This window comes from Rhizobium sp. RM, from assembly GCF_013390595.1.
Taxonomy (GTDB): domain Bacteria; phylum Pseudomonadota; class Alphaproteobacteria; order Rhizobiales; family Rhizobiaceae; genus Agrobacterium.
In genome coordinates this window covers 224,079-241,572 of sequence record NZ_JACAWV010000022.1, presented here as the reverse complement: position 1 = coordinate 241,572, position 17,494 = coordinate 224,079, and the positions used below count along the sequence as shown (strand labels likewise).

12 protein-coding genes are annotated in these 17,494 nt (G+C 56.9%); 2 read left to right on the top strand and 10 right to left on the bottom strand.

The window, feature by feature from the left end:
• Window position 1 precedes the first annotated feature (1 nt).
• The 10 genes from HWX89_RS17710 to HWX89_RS17665 form a co-directional block, all read right to left on the bottom strand.
• On the bottom strand, window positions 2-511 hold the full coding sequence (locus HWX89_RS17710) for a virion core protein, T7 gp14 family (RefSeq protein ID WP_138792456.1): 510 nt from the start codon (window positions 509-511) through the stop codon (window positions 2-4).
• The gene (locus HWX89_RS17705; RefSeq protein WP_138792455.1) at window positions 504-980 is read right to left on the bottom strand and encodes a hypothetical protein; all 477 of its coding nucleotides are present in this window, start codon (window positions 978-980) and stop codon (window positions 504-506) included. The genes HWX89_RS17710 and HWX89_RS17705 overlap by 8 nt, the downstream gene beginning before the upstream one ends.
• Complete coding sequence (locus HWX89_RS17700) at window positions 961-3,057, bottom strand: phage tail protein (RefSeq protein WP_138792454.1); 2,097 nt, start codon at window positions 3,055-3,057, stop codon at window positions 961-963. The genes HWX89_RS17705 and HWX89_RS17700 overlap by 20 nt, the downstream gene beginning before the upstream one ends.
• Window positions 3,050-3,679, bottom strand: coding sequence for a phage connector family protein (locus tag HWX89_RS17695; RefSeq protein ID WP_138792453.1), 630 nt, complete (start codon window positions 3,677-3,679; stop codon window positions 3,050-3,052). Before HWX89_RS17695 ends, HWX89_RS17700 begins: the two co-directional genes overlap by 8 nt.
• 89 nt (window positions 3,680-3,768) lie before the next feature.
• Window positions 3,769-4,314: a hypothetical protein gene (locus HWX89_RS17690; protein ID WP_138792452.1), complete on the bottom strand. Its 546-nt coding sequence runs from the start codon at window positions 4,312-4,314 to the stop codon at window positions 3,769-3,771.
• Between the two features lie 84 nt (window positions 4,315-4,398).
• A complete protein-coding gene (locus HWX89_RS17685) occupies window positions 4,399-4,869 on the bottom strand; it encodes a pyridoxamine 5'-phosphate oxidase family protein (RefSeq protein ID WP_138792451.1) in 471 nt (156 codons plus the stop codon).
• A gap of 30 nt (window positions 4,870-4,899) precedes the next feature.
• Window positions 4,900-5,589 carry a pentapeptide repeat-containing protein gene (locus tag HWX89_RS17680; RefSeq protein ID WP_138792450.1) on the bottom strand — a complete coding sequence of 230 codons (690 nt, stop codon included), beginning with the start codon at window positions 5,587-5,589 and terminating at the stop codon, window positions 4,900-4,902.
• Between the two features lie 110 nt (window positions 5,590-5,699).
• Window positions 5,700-8,870 (bottom strand): multidrug efflux RND transporter permease subunit, encoded by a 3,171-nt coding sequence (locus HWX89_RS17675; RefSeq protein ID WP_138792449.1) that lies wholly within the window; start codon window positions 8,868-8,870, stop codon window positions 5,700-5,702.
• A 9-nt stretch (window positions 8,871-8,879) separates the two neighbouring features.
• Window positions 8,880-10,100 carry an efflux RND transporter periplasmic adaptor subunit gene (locus tag HWX89_RS17670; protein WP_138792448.1) on the bottom strand — a complete coding sequence of 407 codons (1,221 nt, stop codon included), beginning with the start codon at window positions 10,098-10,100 and terminating at the stop codon, window positions 8,880-8,882.
• A 60-nt stretch (window positions 10,101-10,160) separates the two neighbouring features.
• The gene (locus HWX89_RS17665; protein WP_138792447.1) at window positions 10,161-10,718 is read right to left on the bottom strand and encodes a TetR/AcrR family transcriptional regulator; all 558 of its coding nucleotides are present in this window, start codon (window positions 10,716-10,718) and stop codon (window positions 10,161-10,163) included.
• A gap of 642 nt (window positions 10,719-11,360) precedes the next feature.
• Between HWX89_RS17665 and HWX89_RS17660 the strand changes: the two genes are divergently transcribed.
• Together HWX89_RS17660 and HWX89_RS17655 are read left to right on the top strand one after the other, a co-directional pair.
• Window positions 11,361-16,652, top strand: coding sequence for a DEAD/DEAH box helicase (locus tag HWX89_RS17660; protein ID WP_138792446.1), 5,292 nt, complete (start codon window positions 11,361-11,363; stop codon window positions 16,650-16,652).
• Window positions 16,653-16,654: 2 nt separating this feature from the next.
• On the top strand, window positions 16,655-17,281 hold the full coding sequence (locus HWX89_RS17655; protein WP_138792445.1) for a hypothetical protein: 627 nt from the start codon (window positions 16,655-16,657) through the stop codon (window positions 17,279-17,281).
• The last annotated feature ends 213 nt before the right edge of the window (window positions 17,282-17,494 follow it).

Here is a 17,494-nt window from a genome sequence, read left to right as displayed (position 1 = left end):
TTCAGATATAGCCCAGTTTATTCGCCTGCGCGTAGGCGTTGCTACCACCGCCGAGAATGGTGCCGATGGAGCTCAGATAACCGCTCTTTGTCGCGGCGTCGGCGCGTATGCGGTCCAGTGTGGCGCTGGCGCGCTGGTTGGTGGCCTGCACCTTGTAACCATAGGCTTCACGGTAGGCGTTGGTCTTGATGTTCAGCGCATCCATCTCTCCCATGCGGGCTGTGTCGACGATGGTGTCGAGCGGCGAGCCGAAGGAAAGGTCGAGCCCGTTTGCGGCCATGGCGGCACGCTGGCGGCCCTGCAGATCGGCGGTCTGCATGCGCTTCTGCTGCTCTTCCTGCTTGCCGCGCTCGATGGCGTCTTTCGCCTGCCGGTCGGCAATCTGCGCATTCATGGTCGCGACCTCGGCGTTATAGCGGTTGGCCGCCGCAGTCGCTTTTGCTTCCTGCACCTGTCCCGCCGCGCCCAGCAGGGTTGAACCCAGCGTCAACGCAATTCCCAAATCACACATCGGTCGCCCTCATTTCGAAAAGCCGGAAGGAATGCCCGTTGATATCCACGGGGTCGAACAGCCGAAAACCCAGCCATTCGAGCCAGCGAACGGAAACCGTGTTGCGGGCATCCACAAAGTTTCTGAGCACGGAATAACGCTGCAACAGTTGCTGCGGCCAATGGCTGGATATTCGAAGAAACACCCGAAAATTCTGCTCCACCGCATCGGTGCCCAAAAGCCAGGGGGCGCCAACGCCGGTGAGGACGTTGATGTCGCCAACGCCCCACATCAGTTCCGGGCGGCCGTTGAAGATGGCCGTCCAGCAGCAGGATGACTTGCGATAGGAATAGGAAAGTGCCGCAAGCGGTGTGCGGCCGGACGCGGCGAATACCTCTTGGCGGTCCGCAGCCCGCATGCGCGATGCAATGGCGCGGATGTGGCCGGGGCTGGCCGCTACGATGTTGAGATCAGCGGCCAAGGGTGACATCCGGCATGATGGCGAGGATGGTCATGGGCAGCGGATCGAACTGCTTTACCCACATGCTGCCGCTTTCCGTCCAGTCCCAGTTCGGGGTGATCCTGAGGTCGCCGGTGTAAAGCCTGATAGCCTCGTTCCAGGCCTCGTCGCGGCGCTGCTTGTATTCCACCAGCGTGTCGTCATCGCGCCCGCCATCATTGGGGCCAACGAAGATGCCGCGCGTGCTTTCCACTCTCAGCGTCACTTCGCTGATGGATTTTGCCCGGCCCTGAACGGTGCCCAGCCCCTGAATCTGGCCGAGATCGAGGTCCAGCGTCTGGATGGTCGCCGTCATCGGCAGACCGATATGGATCTTGGCGGCGGTGTTCTGCAGCGTCACCGCGCCGCCCGCAACCTTCAGATTTCGCACCACATTGCCATCGGCCAGCGCCACCACATCCTGCCCCTCCAGATGGTCGAGGCCGGTGATGGTGGAGGCGGGCGGGCCGTTATAGGTCAGGCCGCTATCGACGAAAAATGCATCCGCAACGGTGGCGAAGGAGCGGCTGTGCAGACGCTCGATATAGCGTTTCGTCTCGCCGTTGATCGTGCGGCGTACGATGAAATAGGCGACGTCTTCGCCGTTTTCCTCGATCACCGTCACGTCTTCGAAATGGGCGTCGCCATCAGGGCCGCTTTCATGGCGGGTCCAGCCCCAGACATCCTGTTCCTTCATGTAGGTCAGCGACACCAGCGCGCCGTTATCGAGCACGACCCAGACGATGGAGTCAGGCGCCTGCGAGTAATCCCAGGCGGCAATTTCGCGGTCCTTGAAGAGATGCCGTGCAAGAACCGTCAGGTCTTTGCCGACATAGCTGTCCTGCGTGTAATCATAGGAGAAATCGCGGATTACGCCGCCAAGCCGCTGGGCAAACAGCACCGTGTTGCCAACCACAATCGGCTGCACCTTCGCCGCGCCGCGATAACCCTGGTTGTCGAGCTTGAGGGCAGAGGGTGAAATGGCGTCGGAGGTCGAACCGCCGGTGACGATCCACTCCGACCCGGAGGTCAGAAGCAGAAGACCCCGCACGGAAATCATCGAACGGATTTCATTCACCTGCCGGGCGCGGATACGGAACGTCACCGCGTCACTTGCCTTGGCAGGCGAGGAAACACCGAAATTCTCGTAATTGGCAGACTGGCTCAACCACACCGCCTGCGGGTCGTCCTCGGTCGAAGCGAAGGCCAGCCGCTGTTCGATGAAGGTTACGCAGCGCGGATAGCTGCCAGCGGCGTTAAAGGGGTTGCGACCGGTTTGCGGCGTGTCGGCAAGGTCGGGCGTGATGTTCTCGTCATCGAAAGAAAGGCCCGTCGTGCCGCCGATATAGCCGTAAATGCCGTTGTCTTCGCGGTAGACGATGTAGCGCACGGCGCCTGCCACGCCGTTCCACGTCACGCGGTTGATGCCGCCTTGAATGGCAAGGTCGTTTACCACGCCGCCACTGTTGGATGGCAGGCTTTCTTCGCCGCTCTCCGCCACGGCTGAAACAACGTAGTTATAGACCGTTGCCACATAGCCGGCCTTGCCGGCCGTATCGCCGGGCTTGTTGACGGAGGTCAGAACCGGGGAGGCGATCTTCGGCTGAAAACTGACATTGATCAGCGTCCAGTTGTCATCGGCCAGCCGCCCGAGTTTCCGGACCGGATGGGCCACATGGCAAAGGTAGAGAACGTCCGCTTCCTGAACGAACACCAGATCGGCCACCTGTGCGGCCGTATAGGTCGTGGCAATTTCATAGGCGGTTGCGCCTTTCACGATCAGCCCGCCGTCGCGGAAAATCCTGATGTAGTTGTGGCCGAATTCCAGCACATAGGTCTGCTCGGTGTTGAACTGGAATTTTATCAGCCGGGCACGGCTGGCGCTGTCCTTGATTTCATGCACGAACTCCAGCCCGGCCCGGTTCGAGACCCCGCCATGCGGGTGAATGAACACGTTGAGCGCGGTGCGCATGCCACTGCCATATTTGGCAAGATCGATGCGGGCGCCAAGGGCAGGGGAAAGTTCGCCTGCGGTAAAGGAGGGCTGGTAGGCGCGAAATTCAGCCATGGTCACGCACCGCGATGAAATCGGTCACGATGTCGGATGTGTGCCGCGTCTCGCTGGCATCGGCCTGTTCGGCGCTCGCCTGCGCGCTGGTTGCCACCTTCAACGCATCGGCACGAATTTTCGGGTCGCGCGTCAAGGGCATCGCCAGGCGCACGGCCAGATGCCAGGACAGCGCCTCGATGAACAGCGGTGAATATTTGGTGGGGTCGGTCAGCCGTGCCGTGTAGCGAAGCACGCAGGGGGAGAGATTGCCATAAAGCGTCTGCCCCTCGATTTCATAAGGATGCCTCAGCTCCTGTCCCGTAGTGTCACGGTCCTGACTGTACTCCTTCAGCGTGTCGCCATCCCCGGCATAAACCGGCCTGATCCAGCGCACCTGCAGGCAATCGGAGGGCAGGGTGTAGGCGTAACGCCAGGCACCCGGCTTGTCATTGTCGACCTCCGCCAGAAACTGCGTCCTCCTCGCCGCCGTCCAGGGATAGGACTGCAGCAGGACATCGCGCGTGTGAGCATAGAACTGATTGCAAGCACGCGCCTCGGCGCTCTTTTCCGTCAGATCGGTGATGTTGGACTTGCCGACATTGGAAAGGGCAAGATTGCAGATAGAAACGACCGAAGCCATGAACCAACCTTTCGTGTTGGCTCCTGGATAGGGCGGAAATGGTTGTCAGGTTGGCATGGGCGATATTAATGGAGGCCGATTTTGCCAAACTAGCTGTTTGCTTCAGCTTTAGAGGTAGCAGCTTTAACTTGTGTTTCGATCCATTCAGACGTGATCCCGTAGCGTTCGCGCTGTGGGCGTATAAATGTCTCCAACTTCGCGTCGGCAGTGCTAAATCTCACTATAGCCTCCTCGCACTCGATAATCATTTTTGTTCGGCCTGACTTACCTAGAAAGTCTTCGTCATGCTCGCGAAAGAATCGATGCGCTAGACGATCACGTTCGACTTTTGCATCTCTAAGCACCTGCATGAGATCACTAGGAGGATCCAATGACTCTAGCGTCCGGAGCATGTTACCGAACGTCTTGGCGAACTCTGAGTCATAGGCTTGATCGAACGCTACTTCCCAATCCGAGCGGTTCGAATATTGTCGAATAGTCGGCAACGTGCGAGCAAAGATGACGGCATTAACAATCCCATGTTCAAGCACCTGTGCAAGATACATCGCTAATCCGTATCGCGAGTAAACTTCGCGGATGTGTACGGAGGCCTCATCGTCTGCGGGCCAGACATCACCTGGCAGATATCCGTTCATAAGCGCCTCTCTTCGTTTACCTCTTTGAGGGCTACACTTGAGACCAAAACCTTGGCCGAAACCACGTAGTCCGGACAGAATCGATTAAGCTGATAGGGTCACGCCGTAGGTTTCGAGTGCGCTCGCCATACGCTCGTCTTCCGTGCGCTCGGGAAAGAGCGTGTAGCTCGGGGCCCAGATTCTCGAGATGCGGTCGATCCTGATGGCGATGATGTGGCGGATGGGGAAGTCGGTTCCTGCCATCTGCAGAAGTCTCTCGCCGTAGACCGGAAAGTCCTGTTCGTCGGGTTCGATAATCCGGGCGGTGCCGACGATCTTGAAGCCGCGTTGGCGAAAGACGTCGATGAAGCTGACGCAGGCTCTGGGGTGGGCGCGCAGGTTGCGGACGGTGTTGGCGGAGGCGATGTCGGCCACGACGATATGGTCGTCGCCGTGCGACGCGAAGATTTCCTTCGGACTCACATTCGGCGTTCCCTCGGCATCGACGCTTGCCAGCCAGCACAGTACGGAGTTTTCGATATCGGTCCTGATGGCGTCGTTGATCCTGGCGTTCATGCGTGTCTCGCTTTGTTCGTCCTTGCCCTGTTATCGGACGTTCAAACCCAGTTCGGCAAGCAGCATTCCGGCCTGTTCGCGCGAGATCGTCGCGCCCTTGAATTTTTTCGCGTCGATCAGGCGCAGACCGCCGAGATCGGCGCCGCGCAGATCGGCGTCTTCGAAGCGGGCATCCACCACATTGGCTTCCCGCAGGCTGCAGCGGTCGAACACCGCTGCCCTGAAATCGCATCTGGCAAGATCGGCCATGCTGAAATCCACGCCCTCGATGCGCGCCTTGCGGAACGAGAGACCGGGCAGGCGGGCGGCGGAGAGCAGCGTGTCCTTGAAACTGATGCCCATGGCACGCAGGCGTGTCAGGTTGGCGCCGGTCAGCTTGCAGCCGGTAAAGGTGGTGTCGTTGACGCGGGCCTCCACGAAAGACGCGTTGTTGAAATCGCAGCCCTGAAACGTCACTTCGGGCAGGTCCGCACCGGAGAAATCGGCGAAGGGACCACGGCAGGCGGTGAATTTTGCGCCTTCAAGGTTGGCGCCGCGCAGATCGGTGCGGCCGAAACGGCACTTTTCGAAGCTCCAGCCTTCGAATTCAAGACCGGCAAGATCGGCTTCCTCGAAATCGCAATCGACCAGATGCACGGGCAGGGATGGCTGTCCCAGTTCGGTGATATCGGTGCGTGAAAGTCTGCGTCCTTCGATTGTCCGGGCGGTTTTGTCGGCCATGTCTGCACTCCTGCCAGTCTTGATCTTCGTCATTCATGCCGACCGGCCCCGCGCTGATTGCTCAGAAACGGGGCCGGTCATTCACGGGGTATCAAACAGTCGCGGGGGGATCAAACGGAGCTCAGCTCTTTTTGACGCGCCGCCTGATGCGTTTCTTCCTCCATCAGATCCGCCTCGTCATCGTCCACTGGCCGCCTGGTCCTGAACAGTTTCAGCACGAAAACGAAGAAGGCCGGAACGAAGAACACCGCAAGGACGGTGGCCGAGATCATGCCGCCCAGAACCGCCGTACCGATGGCGTTCTGGCTGGCGGCGCTGGCGCCGGAGGCGATGACCAGCGGCACCACGCCCAGCGTGAAGGCAAGCGAGGTCATTATGATCGGGCGGAAGCGAAGCTTTGCCGCATCAATGGCCGATTCCAGCAGCGGTTTGCCTTCGGCATAATAGTCCTTGGCAAATTCGATGATCAGGATCGCGTTCTTGGCAGAGAGACCGATGATGGCGATCAGGCCCACCTTGAAGTAGATGTCGTTGGGCATGCCCGCGACCATGACCGCCAGCACGGAGCCGATGACGCCGAGCGGCACCACGAGCATGACCGAGAGCGGAATGGACCAGCTTTCGTAGAGACCGGCCAGAAGCAGGAACACGAACAGAAGGCTGATGCCGAACAGGAACGGCGCCTGCGAACCGGACTTGATCTCTTCCAGAGACTGCCCCGTCCATTCAAAGCCGATGCCTTCCGGCATTTCGCCCGCCAGACGTTCCATTTCCGCCATGGCCACACCGGAGGAATTGCCGGCCGCCGGTTCGCCGGAAATACGCACGGTCGGATAACCGTTGTAACCGACGATCTGCGGCGAGCCCTTCTGCCATTGCGCAATGGCAAAGGAAGACAGCGGAACCATGCCGCCGCTGGCATTGCGCACGTTCAGCTTCAGCAGGTCTTCCACCTGCAGGCGGTTACGGTCCTGCGCCTGCACGATCACGCGCTGCATGCGGCCCGAATTCGGGAAGTCGTTGATGTAGGACGAACCGAGATTGGCGGTGATGGTGTTGTTGATGTCGGCAAAGGTCACACCAAAGGTGTTGGCCTTTTCACGGTCGATCACCAGCAGCACCTGCGCGGCATCCGGCAGGCCTTCCACACGCATGCCTGCAAGAACCGGGCTCTGGCTGGCCTTGGCCATCAGGTCGGCGGCAGCCGCCGTCAGGGCAGCCTGGCCAACGCCGTTGCGGTCCTGCAGACGGAAGGCGAAACCGCCGGTGGCGCCGAAGCCTTCGATGGCCGGTGGCGACAGCGCGAAGCTGGTTGCATCCTTCAGGCCAAACAGGGCCATGTTGACACGGTCGGCAATGTCCTGCGCGGAGTTGCCTTCGCCACGTTCGCTCCAGTCCTTCAGCGTCACGAACATCAGGGCGGCATTGGCGCCGCTACCGGAGAAGCTGAAGCCCTGAATGGCAACGATATCCTTCACCGCAGGCTCGGAGCGGAAGATCGCCTCGATCTGTTCCACCGATGCCAGCGTGCGGTTGGCACTCGCCTCCGGCGGGCCCTGGATATCGACCAGCAGGTTGCCCTGGTCTTCGGCCGGAACGAAGGACGACGGCAGGTTGACGAAGAGGTAGCCGAGACCGACGACGAGGGCGAGGTAGATCACCATCATCCGGCCGGCACGTTTCGCCATACCGTTGGTCACGCTGACATAGCGGTTGGTCAGCCGGTCAAAATTGCGGTTGAACCAGCCGGCCGGGCCTTTCTTCTCATGGTGGCCCTTCTTGATGGGTTTCAGGAAGGTTGCGCAGAGCGCCGGTGTCAGAGACAGCGCCAGGAAGGCGGAGAAGGCAATCGAAACCACCATCGTCAGCGAGAACTGGCGATAGATGATGCCGGTTGAGCCGGGGAAGAACGCCATGGGAATGAACACGCAGGAAAGAACCAGCGTGATGCCCAGAATGGCGCCGGTGATCTGCTTCATGGCCTTGCGGGTGGCAGCCTTCGGCGAAAGGCCTTCTTCGGCCATGATGCGCTCGACGTTTTCGACCACGACGATGGCGTCATCGACGAGAATGCCGATCGCCAGCACCATGGCGAACATGGTCAGCACGTTGATGGAGAAGCCTGTGGCAAACATCACTGCCACGGTGCCCAGCAGCGCCACCGGCACAACAAGGGTCGGAATGACCGTGTAGCGGAAGTTCTGCAGGAACACGAACATCACCACGAAGACCAGCACAACGGCTTCGATCAACGTGTGCAGCACCTTTTCGATGGAGGCCGAAACGAAGGGGCTGGTATCGTAAGGCGTGTCATAAACGACGCCCGTCGGGAAGAAGCCGGAGAGTTCGTCCAGCTTTGCCTTGACGGCGTTGGAGGTGGCAACGGCGTTACCCGTGGAGGAAAGCTGGATGCCGACTGCCGCACTCGGCTGGCCGTTCAGGCGGCTGGAGAAGTTGTAGTTTTCCGCACCGAGTTCGATGCGTGCCACGTCCTTCAGCAGCACGGTGCTGCCATCCGGGTTGGCGCGCAGAATGATCTCTCCGAATGCCTTGGGATCGGAAAGCTGGCCCTGCACCAGAACGGTGGCGGTCAGGTCCTGTGACACGGGGTTGGGGGCAGCGCCGATCTGGCCGGCGGCAACCTGCGCGTTCTGCGCGGTGATGGCGGCGTTGACGTCTGCTGCCGTCATGTTCAGGCCAACCAGCTTGTCCGGATCGATCCAGACGCGCATGGCGCGCTGGGCGGCAAAAAGCTGCGCACGGCCCACGCCGTCAATACGGCGCAGTTCACCCAGCACGTTGCGGTTCAGGTAATCGCCCAGCGCCACTTCGTCCATGCGGCCATCGGTGGAGGTCAGCGTCACCATCATCAGAAAGCCCGATGCGGCCTCTTCAACCGTCACGCCTTGCGAGGTCACGGCCGAGGGAAGGCGGGATTCCACGCGACGGATGGCGTTCTGCACGTCCACCGATGCCTGGTCGATATCCGTGCCCGCCTCGAAGGTGGCATTGATACTGACGGAGCCGGAGGTATCCGAGGTGGACTCGAAATACATCATGCCGGAGACGCCATTCAGCTCTTCTTCAATCAGGCGCGTCACACCCTGATAGATTTCCTGCGGCGAGGCGCCGGGGTAGGCGGTGGATATGGTCAACTGCGGCGGCGCAACCTTGGGGTATTGCGCAATCGGCAGAAAGGGCAGGGCAATGATGCCCGCGATGGAAATGAACAGGGCGAAGACCCAGGCAAGGATCGGCCTGCTGATAAAGAACTGTGCCATGGTTTTTCCTTACTGGCCCGTCGTCGCGGCAGCGCCGTCACCGGCGGCCTGCTCGCTGGCTTTCTGCGGGGTGGGCGCCCAGGGTTCAGGCGCCACCTTGGCGTCCGGCTGCACCTTCTGCACGCCGTCCACCACGAGTTTTTCGCCTTGCTTCAGGCCGCTTTCGACCACCCATTCCTGGCCAAGCGCCTGGCCGAGTTCGACCTCGCGCAGCTTTGCAATGTTGTCGGCATCCACCACATAGACCTGGGCTCGGCCGTCCTGCGTGCGGGTTACGGCGCGTTGCGGCACGGTAATCGCATCCTGGCGCACCGCCTGTTCGATCTTCACGCGCACATACATGCCGGGCAGCAGGTCGCCGCCGGTGTTGGGAAACTCGGCGCGCAGCGTCACCTGACCGGTGGTGGAATCCACATTGGCGCTGGAAAACAGAAGCTTACCCTTTTCGCGGTAGACATCACCATTGTCGAACACCAGTTCAACGCTGGCCTGACCGGGGGCAGGGCTCTGCAGCCTGCCTTCGTTCACGGCGCGGCGCAGCGCCAGAAGATCCTGCGCGGACTGGGTGAAGTCGGCATAGACGGGGTCGATCTGCTGGATCAGCGCAAGGCTCGATGTGCCGTCAGCCGTGACAAGCGCACCCTCGGTCACCAGCGCACCGCCGATGATGCCGGTGATCGGCGCACGAACGTCGGTGTATTCGAGGTTGATGCGGGCTTCTTCCAGCGCGGCCTGCTGCAGAGCCACGTCTGCCTCCGCCTGCGCCAGATTGACGGAGGCGGTGTCATATTCGACGCCGGTTGCGACATTGCGTTCGCGCAGCGTCTTCTGGCGGTCAAGCTGCACCTTGGCGTTGTCGCGGGTCGCTTCCGCCCGGCGCAGGGCCGCTTCGGCGCTGGCCACACGCACACGGAACAGTTTCGGGTCGATGCGGTAGAGCACGTCGCCCTGCTGCACCAGAGCACCCTGCTCGAAAACGCGCTCCTGCAGGATGCCGGAAACGCGGGCGCGAACTTCGGAAACGCGGGTTGCCGCAACGCGGCCCGGCAATTCGCTGACCACGGGAATGGCATGCGCCTTGAGGTCTATCACGCCAACGGCGGCGGGCGGCATGGCGGGCATGCCTTCCTGGGCGCGTGCGGCTGTGGTTGCGCCCATGGCGGTCAGGGTCAGAAGCGAGGTGGCAAAAAGGCACGCCTTCAGGCGCGGCAGTGTTCTGCTGCGTTGCATGGTGGTTCTCTCAATGTTGGGGTCAGGCCATCAGGCCGTTTCAGCCGTCAGGCCGGGATTTCAGGTCTTGTCGGGAAAGGATGTGTAGATCGTTCGCACACCTTCAAGAATGCTTGTCCGCTCTTCGTCGCTCCATTGGTGGAAGCCAAAAAATTCGGTGACACAGAAGCCGCACAAGGCAAGGTAAGCCATCAGCGCCGCCTTGGGTTTCGGGCCTTTGCTGATTGCGTCGAGGTCGGTCTGGGTCCACTCGCGCATCTGCTGCTGGATCTTTTCTTCCGATGACATCGAGGCGCTGACGGCAATGGCAACAGCCCGCTCCACATCATCCACCACACGCTCGGCCGCGGTAATGCGGCCATAAAGCTCGGGGTGAGGGGTGTCTTTCGCCGCTGCCACCAGCTCCGCCTGACGCTCCAGTTCCTGGTGCATCCGGCGGTCGATCAAGGCTTCCAGCAAGGCACTCTTGGACTTGTGGTCGTAAACGACGGTGGATTTGCTGACACCAGCCTCCTGCGCCACGGCATCAATGGAAAGCCCGGCAGCACCCAGCTTCACCACCACCCGCTCGGCAGCATCCAGAATGTCATCCTTCATAATCTTGCGAATACGGCCCACGTCACTCTCCAAATCAGAACACACCCCGTTCTAAACGAAATCATCAGGCATGTTCCATCTGTTCGCACTTTCGCATCTTCCACAGGCAAACCCAAAACACGGATCACCCGGAATCGCTCAAGTTGCGGGATTATTTACGAACGATCGTATTTAAATGCAATAAAAAACGACCGTTCGTATAAAAATAATGGTTTGGGGTGGGGACGTGTTCGCGTGTTGTGGTGATGAGAGCTGTTTGAGTGCGACAGAGAAAAGTGCTTTGGGTGTGGATGAAGATACCCAGAGTGGTAAAAATGGTTGCGCAGGAGGGAGCGCCCACCATCGCTTAAAAGCCCTAGAAACCGGGATCTCTCGAAATGACAGGGGAACACGATGTCCCCCTTCTGCGCCTTAGATGGCACCCACCCTAGTGCTTGGCAAGGCGTGCCATAGGATCTTGAGTTATCATTTGTGAAGTGGCCCTCGCGGAGGACAACCATGCCGCCAATGCCGGACATATGATTTCACCCCTCAGTTCGAACTCTGTCGCGCGTATCTCAGCTTCGGCGCACTCAGTGGTGGATTTATGTCGTTCCTATCGATACGAATGCAGGTGATCCGTTTATAAACAGCTGGATAGAATCAGCCTTACCGATAGAGCACATGCAGCTAAGCGATTTACTAGATACGTACCGTACAGCCTCCGGAAACGAACGCGAAAAAGGCGACTATTTTGAGCGCGTCGTTAAAGTGTTTCTGCAAAATGATAGCACACAGAAGCAATACTATTCTGCGGTTGTACCGTTTGGCGAATGGGCGAAAGCTCATGGATGGAGTGGCAATGATACTGGAATCGATCTCGTCGCCACGCTAGCAGACGGGTCAGGTTACGCAGCTATCCAGTGCAAGTTCTACGCCCCAGAATACAGCATTCAAAAAGCGGATCTAGATAGCTTCATATCTGCCGCCTCCAGCGATCTGTTTAAGCGACTGATAATCGCAGATACCACTCGGAAAGACTTTAGCCGGAACGCGAAGGAGACGCTGGGCAAGCTCTCCAAAGAGTGGAACCGGATCGGAACCAATGAATTAGAGGCAAGCCGGATCGACTGGTCGCAGTTTGTACGCACGGGCACTGTCAGCCTCGCCCCTAAAAAGGAGCTCAGAGACCACCAGCGCGAAGCACTGCAAGCCGTTGCAGAAGGTCTACAAGCTGCGGATCGCGGCAAGCTTATTATGGCGTGTGGCACGGGCAAGACCTTCACCGGTCTAAGGATTGCAGAGACGCTGGCAGGAAAAGGTAAACGTGTTCTGTTTATGGTGCCTTCCCTCGCGCTCATGTCGCAGACGGTGCGAGAATGGAAGAATGACTGTCAAAAAGAGTTCACGGCTTTCTCGGCTTGTTCAGATACGAAGATTGGCCGTAATGCAGACGCGGACAGTCTTGATTTAAATGTTCATGACCTAGCCTTCCCTGCCACGACAGAGCCGGAAAAAATCGCAAGGCAAGTTAATTCTGCCAATGTGGACAAGATGACTGTGGTCTTCTCCACATATCACTCGATCGATGTGCTAACGCGCGCCCAAAAGCAGTATAGTATGCCGGCGTTCGATCTAGTGATCTGTGACGAGGCTCATCGCACGACCGGCGTTACACTTAAGGACGAAGACGACAGCGCCTTTGTACGCATCCATAGTAATGAATATGTAGCAGCCACGAAACGGCTCTACATGACAGCTACACCACGCATCTTCGGCGACGCCGCCAAACGCAAAGCCGATGATTACGATGCTGAACTTGCATCGATGGATGACGAGGCCAAATTTGGTAAGGACCTCTTCCACCGTGGCTTTGGTTGGGCCGTTGAAAACGATCTATTGACTGATTACAAGGTCGTGGTACTGGCCGTGGATGAGGGGCTGGTTTCAAACACAATCCAGAATCGTCTTAAGGACGGACCCGAGCTCACTCTGGACGATGCAACCAAGATAATTGGATGCTACAAGGCGTTGACAAAAAGCGATCTTGTAGCTGATCTCGCATTTGATCCGAGGCCGATGAAGCGAGCGCTTGCCTTCTGCCAGAGCATTGCCAAATCACAGATCATTGAAGAAGAGTTCACGAAGGTTGTTGCCGAATATGCGGGCAACGAGTTTGTAGACGCTGAGCGTTATGTATCTACCGAGGTTCGGCACGTCGATGGTAGTTACAACGCAAGCGCCCGTGAGGAATTGTTAAACTGGCTGAAGGCGGACGCTGGTGATGACGCCTGCCGTATACTGACAAACGCTAAGGTCTTGTCTGAAGGAGTGGATGTTCCCGCCCTTGACGCCATTATGTTTATGCACCCTCGCAAGAGCCAAATTGATGTGGTGCAATCGGTCGGCCGTGTTATGCGCAGAGCTGAGGGTAAGAAGCTCGGTTATGTGATCCTGCCGGTCGCAATTCCACCGAATACCAAGCCTGAGGATGCCCTGAACGACAACGAAAGGTATAAGATTGTCTGGCAGATTCTAAACGCATTGCGTGCCCACGATGAACGTCTTGATGCGCGGATCAACCAGGCGAAACTTGGGGAAGATATTAGCGACAAGATTGAGCTTGTCAGAGTTTCCTCAGAAACTGAATTGAAAGAACTGACCACAGTTGTAGAAGACTTCGCGACAAGTAGGTCCAACCTGAGGAAGGATGGGCCGGGCATTGGGCGGGAAACTCTTGACCGTAGGCAGCCCTATGGCGACTACAAGCAAGGTGAGTTTCTTTTCGATGAATTCACTCGTGCAATCATGGCAAAGATTGTCGAGAAATGTGGCACGCGGGACTATTGGGATACATGGGCGAAAGACATTGCCAAGATAGCCCAGACTCACATCACAAGAATAAGCACTATTGTCGCCAACCCGGGCCGCGAGCGAGACGCCTTCGTTGAGTTTCTAGAAGAGCTGCGCGACGATCTAAATCCGGAGATAAGTGAGGCAGAGGCGATAGAGATGCTGGCTCAGCATCTTATTACCAAGCCAGTTTTCGACGCGCTCTTTAAAGACAGCAAGTTTACTACAGAAAACCCGGTCTCTAAGGCAATGGAGATCGTGCTTGGACAATTGCATGAACATAATATTTCAAAGGAATCCGAGAGCCTCGCGAAGTTTTATACTAGCGTAGAACGCCGCGCCGCTGATGTGAAAACCGCACGGGGACGCCAAAAGCTCATCACCGAGCTTTACGACAAGTTCTTCGGTAACGCCTTTCCCATGCTAAGCGAGCGGCTGGGCATCGTCTACACCCCTGTTGAGGTGGTCGATTTCATACTTCATTCGGTCAATGACGTGCTGAAGTCGCAGTTTGGTCAGACCCTCGGATCAAAGGGCGTCCACATTCTCGATCCCTTCACCGGCACCGGCACGTTCATTGCTAGGTTGTTGCAGTCAGGGCTAATCGCACCTGATGAATTGGAACACAAATACAAGAACGAGATTCACGCTAACGAAATTGTGCTGCTCGCCTATTACATAGCCGCCATAAACATTGAGACAGTCTATCACGAACTGGCGCAAGGTGGTCTGAACGAGGACGCACCGTATCAACCATTCACCGGTATCCTTCTAACAGACACCTTCCAGATGTACGAGCAAGAGCGGGACATGGTCTCTAATCTCTTGCCTGACAACTCTCAACGCCGTACACGGCAAAAGGAGCTCGATATCCGCGTTATTATTGGTAACCCACCTTACTCAGGTGGCCAAGAAAACGCGAATGATGACGCTCCTAATATAAGCTATCCGCAACTTGATACTGCGATCCGCGACAGCTATGCGGCGAGTTCTACTGCCAAGCTCAAAAATCAACTCTACAACAGCTATATTCGAGCATTTCGTTGGGCGAGTGACCGGATCGGTGATGCCGGAGTGATGGGTTTCGTATCCGGTAGCGCTTGGATTGAGCGCGGCTATGCGGACGGCATGCGCAAGTGCCTGGCTGATGAGTTCAGCAATCTCTACGTTTTTCATCTAAGAGGCGATATCCGCAAAAACATGCTCTCAAAAGGGGCGGCCCGAGAAGGTCAGAATGTATTCGGTTCGGGAAGTATGACGGGCATCTGCATAGCCGTCTTGACCAAGAATCCGAAGGGAACGGAGCGTGGCCAGATCTACTTCCATGACATTGGGCCAGACCTAACGACAACGCAAAAGCTTAATGCTATCCGCGACATGGGTTCCATCAACGGGATCACGAGGGCGGAAGGATGGAAACATATAACACCCGACGAGAAAAATGATTGGCTCGATCAAGTAGATAGCAGTTTTGATGCTTTCATCGAGATTGGCTCTAGGTCGTCTGGAGGTGCTCCAGTAGTTTTCGAAACATTCTCTAACGGTGTTTCAACTCAACGCGATGTTTGGGTTTACGGACCTTCGAGCGCAAAGCTGCACTTGAATGTGCAAAGCATGATATCCGCATTCAACTCGCAGATCGACCAAGCAAAAACTATCAAAACTGTCGACCGGGATGCCAGGAAGATCAAATGGTCGGCTGATCTTGAGACGGCTTTTCTGCGATCCAGTCGACTTGAGTTTAGGCCGGAAACGACCCGCACATCAATGTATCGCCCCTTCGAAAAGAAACTGCTTTACTATGAAAACAGTCTAATCGAGCGAGCTGGCAGCTTTGACAGCGTCCCCGAGGGCTCGCCGATTATGTGCTTGTCAGGGAAGGGTTCGCGAAGCGGCTTTTCCGTCCTTATGGTCGATGCCATTCCCAACTACGATCTCATCGAAAAAAGCAAGTGCTTCCCTCTCTACCTATGCGGGCCGGCAATACCGGATGACGGTCTTTTCGCATCGGCTCTGGAGGACGGCGCTGATGCTACCCGCCGCGCAGCCATTACGGATGCAGGGCTTGCCTATTTCCAAACAGCCTATTTGGGGGAGGAAATAACAAAAGAAGACGTATTCTACTACATCTACGGCTTGCTGCACTCACCTGACTATCGTCGGCGTTTCGCGAACAATCTATCCAAGCAGTTGCCCCGAATACCTGCGGTGAGTAACTTCAGCGACTTCAAAGCATTCCAAGATGCAGGCCGCACTTTAAGTGACCTACACATCAATTTCGAAACTGCAGAGCCCTACATGGTCACCTTCAAGGAAGGAGATCACCGGCTTATTCCTGAAGCTCAGGCAGATCCGATCAAGTTCTACCGTGTGACGAAGATGAAGTTCGCGTCAAAGGGTAAGGAAAAGGATCGGACGACCGTTGTCTACAACGACCGCATCACCATGCAGAACGTCCCGCTCGAAGCCTACGATTATGTGGTCAACGGCAAGCCTGCGCTTGAGTGGGTGATGGAACGGCAGGTGGTTAAACAAGACAAAGACAGCGGTATTATCACCGATGCAAACGATTATGCCAACGAAATAGTGGGTGACCCAAAATATCTGCTTACCCTCTTCCAGAGGATGATAACTGTTTCAATCAAGACGATGGCGGTGGTGCATTCACTGCCAAGGCTCGACGGTGTTGGCATTAAGGCAGAGGGTAGGACTTCAATAAAGATCGATAGCTTAAAGGCTCAGATCGTTGACCATTGGAGTGATATGCCTGCAGGACAGATAGCCTGCGGTATCGTAGATGCGATTGCAGCGCGAGACTTCGATAAGGTAGTGTCCCTGCATGTTAGTGATATTTTGCACATGCTTGACGCCAAGACTCTTACTGGAGATATCATTGCAGCACTCAACATCTTGGTCCAATCGGATATCGCTATCTTCAGAACTGGTGGTAAGTTTATTGACGATGAGGGCGTGACTCATGAGTTGTCCTCTGAGCAATTTCAGCGCGTACTCGATTTTGACACGCTATTCCATCCGGTGACCAAGGCAGAAGTTGAAGCACCTTCCTCAAAGGTAGTTCCCTTCTTCCAGCTTACGACGCAACTGGTCGGCGGGGAGGCGTGAGCATGGCAACTGCAGAGGATGTTCTTGCGCAAATGCGCGAGCATGACGTTGTTGAAGGCGCTGAAGAGGCACGTATTTATTTCTTGTTTGCCCAAACGCATGAAGGCAAGGTCAAGGCTGTTCAAAAGGCTATAGATTATGTCTGTAATCAGCTCGAAACGGATAAGAGCAAAAAGCAGGACCGTGATGAGGATGATCTGACCCTAGAAATATGCAGCATGCTTAGAGCTGCGGGTTTCCGTGCTGCTCATGACGAGCACATGAACGGACACTGTGACGTCGTGATAAGGGGTAAAGATGGATTCCTGTGGCTCGCAGAAGCTAAGAAAAACGGCGCCTATTCGTGGTTGGATAAAGGGTTTCAGCAACTCACAACGCGCTACTCGACTGGGGTTCCAGGCCAGGATCATGGCGAGGTGCTACTTTATTGCTTCGCGAAGAACTCAAAGAATTTGATCGACAAATGGCGTGAGGAGCTAGTTGCACGCAATCCGGAGGTGTCGACGCAGGCCTCCTCCTGCGGCAGTCCATTAATATTCGGCTCAACGCATAAACATGAGGCGTCCGGACTCGATTTCTACGTTCGGCATAAGGCAGTAACCCTGTATTGGGATCCAAAAGATAAATAGCCACGACTCAGGCTCCGTCCAAACGGCTTACCCCCTTCGAGTAGACCGGTAGCGGAGCAATCCGTCTTGCGATCAAGCGAGTAGTAGGCTGATCCGCACAACCGAGAGAGCCCACGCAGCCCAGCTGACTGGTCAATGGGTTGACTGCGTAACTTGATCGGAAGGCAAGGCAAGATCGGTGGTCGAGAGCAAGTAGTTTGCGAGGCGGCTTGT

Coding starts and splice junctions, on each gene's coding strand:
- HWX89_RS17700 (WP_138792454.1), bottom strand. CDS start 3,057: ATGGCTGAATTTCGCGCCTACCAGCCCTCCTTTACCGCAGGCGAACTT.
- HWX89_RS17695 (WP_138792453.1), bottom strand. CDS start 3,679: ATGGCTTCGGTCGTTTCTATCTGCAATCTTGCCCTTTCCAATGTCGGC.
- HWX89_RS17690 (WP_138792452.1), bottom strand. CDS start 4,314: ATGAACGGATATCTGCCAGGTGATGTCTGGCCCGCAGACGATGAGGCC.
- HWX89_RS17680 (WP_138792450.1), bottom strand. CDS start 5,589: ATGGCCGACAAAACCGCCCGGACAATCGAAGGACGCAGACTTTCACGC.
- HWX89_RS17675 (WP_138792449.1), bottom strand. CDS start 8,870: ATGGCACAGTTCTTTATCAGCAGGCCGATCCTTGCCTGGGTCTTCGCC.
- HWX89_RS17705 (WP_138792455.1), bottom strand. CDS start 980: ATGTCACCCTTGGCCGCTGATCTCAACATCGTAGCGGCCAGCCCCGGC.
- HWX89_RS17670 (WP_138792448.1), bottom strand. CDS start 10,100: ATGCAACGCAGCAGAACACTGCCGCGCCTGAAGGCGTGCCTTTTTGCC.
- HWX89_RS17710 (WP_138792456.1), bottom strand. CDS start 511: ATGTGTGATTTGGGAATTGCGTTGACGCTGGGTTCAACCCTGCTGGGC.
- HWX89_RS17685 (WP_138792451.1), bottom strand. CDS start 4,869: ATGAACGCCAGGATCAACGACGCCATCAGGACCGATATCGAAAACTCC.
- HWX89_RS17660 (WP_138792446.1), top strand. CDS start 11,361: ATGCAGCTAAGCGATTTACTAGATACGTACCGTACAGCCTCCGGAAAC.
- HWX89_RS17655 (WP_138792445.1), top strand. CDS start 16,655: ATGGCAACTGCAGAGGATGTTCTTGCGCAAATGCGCGAGCATGACGTT.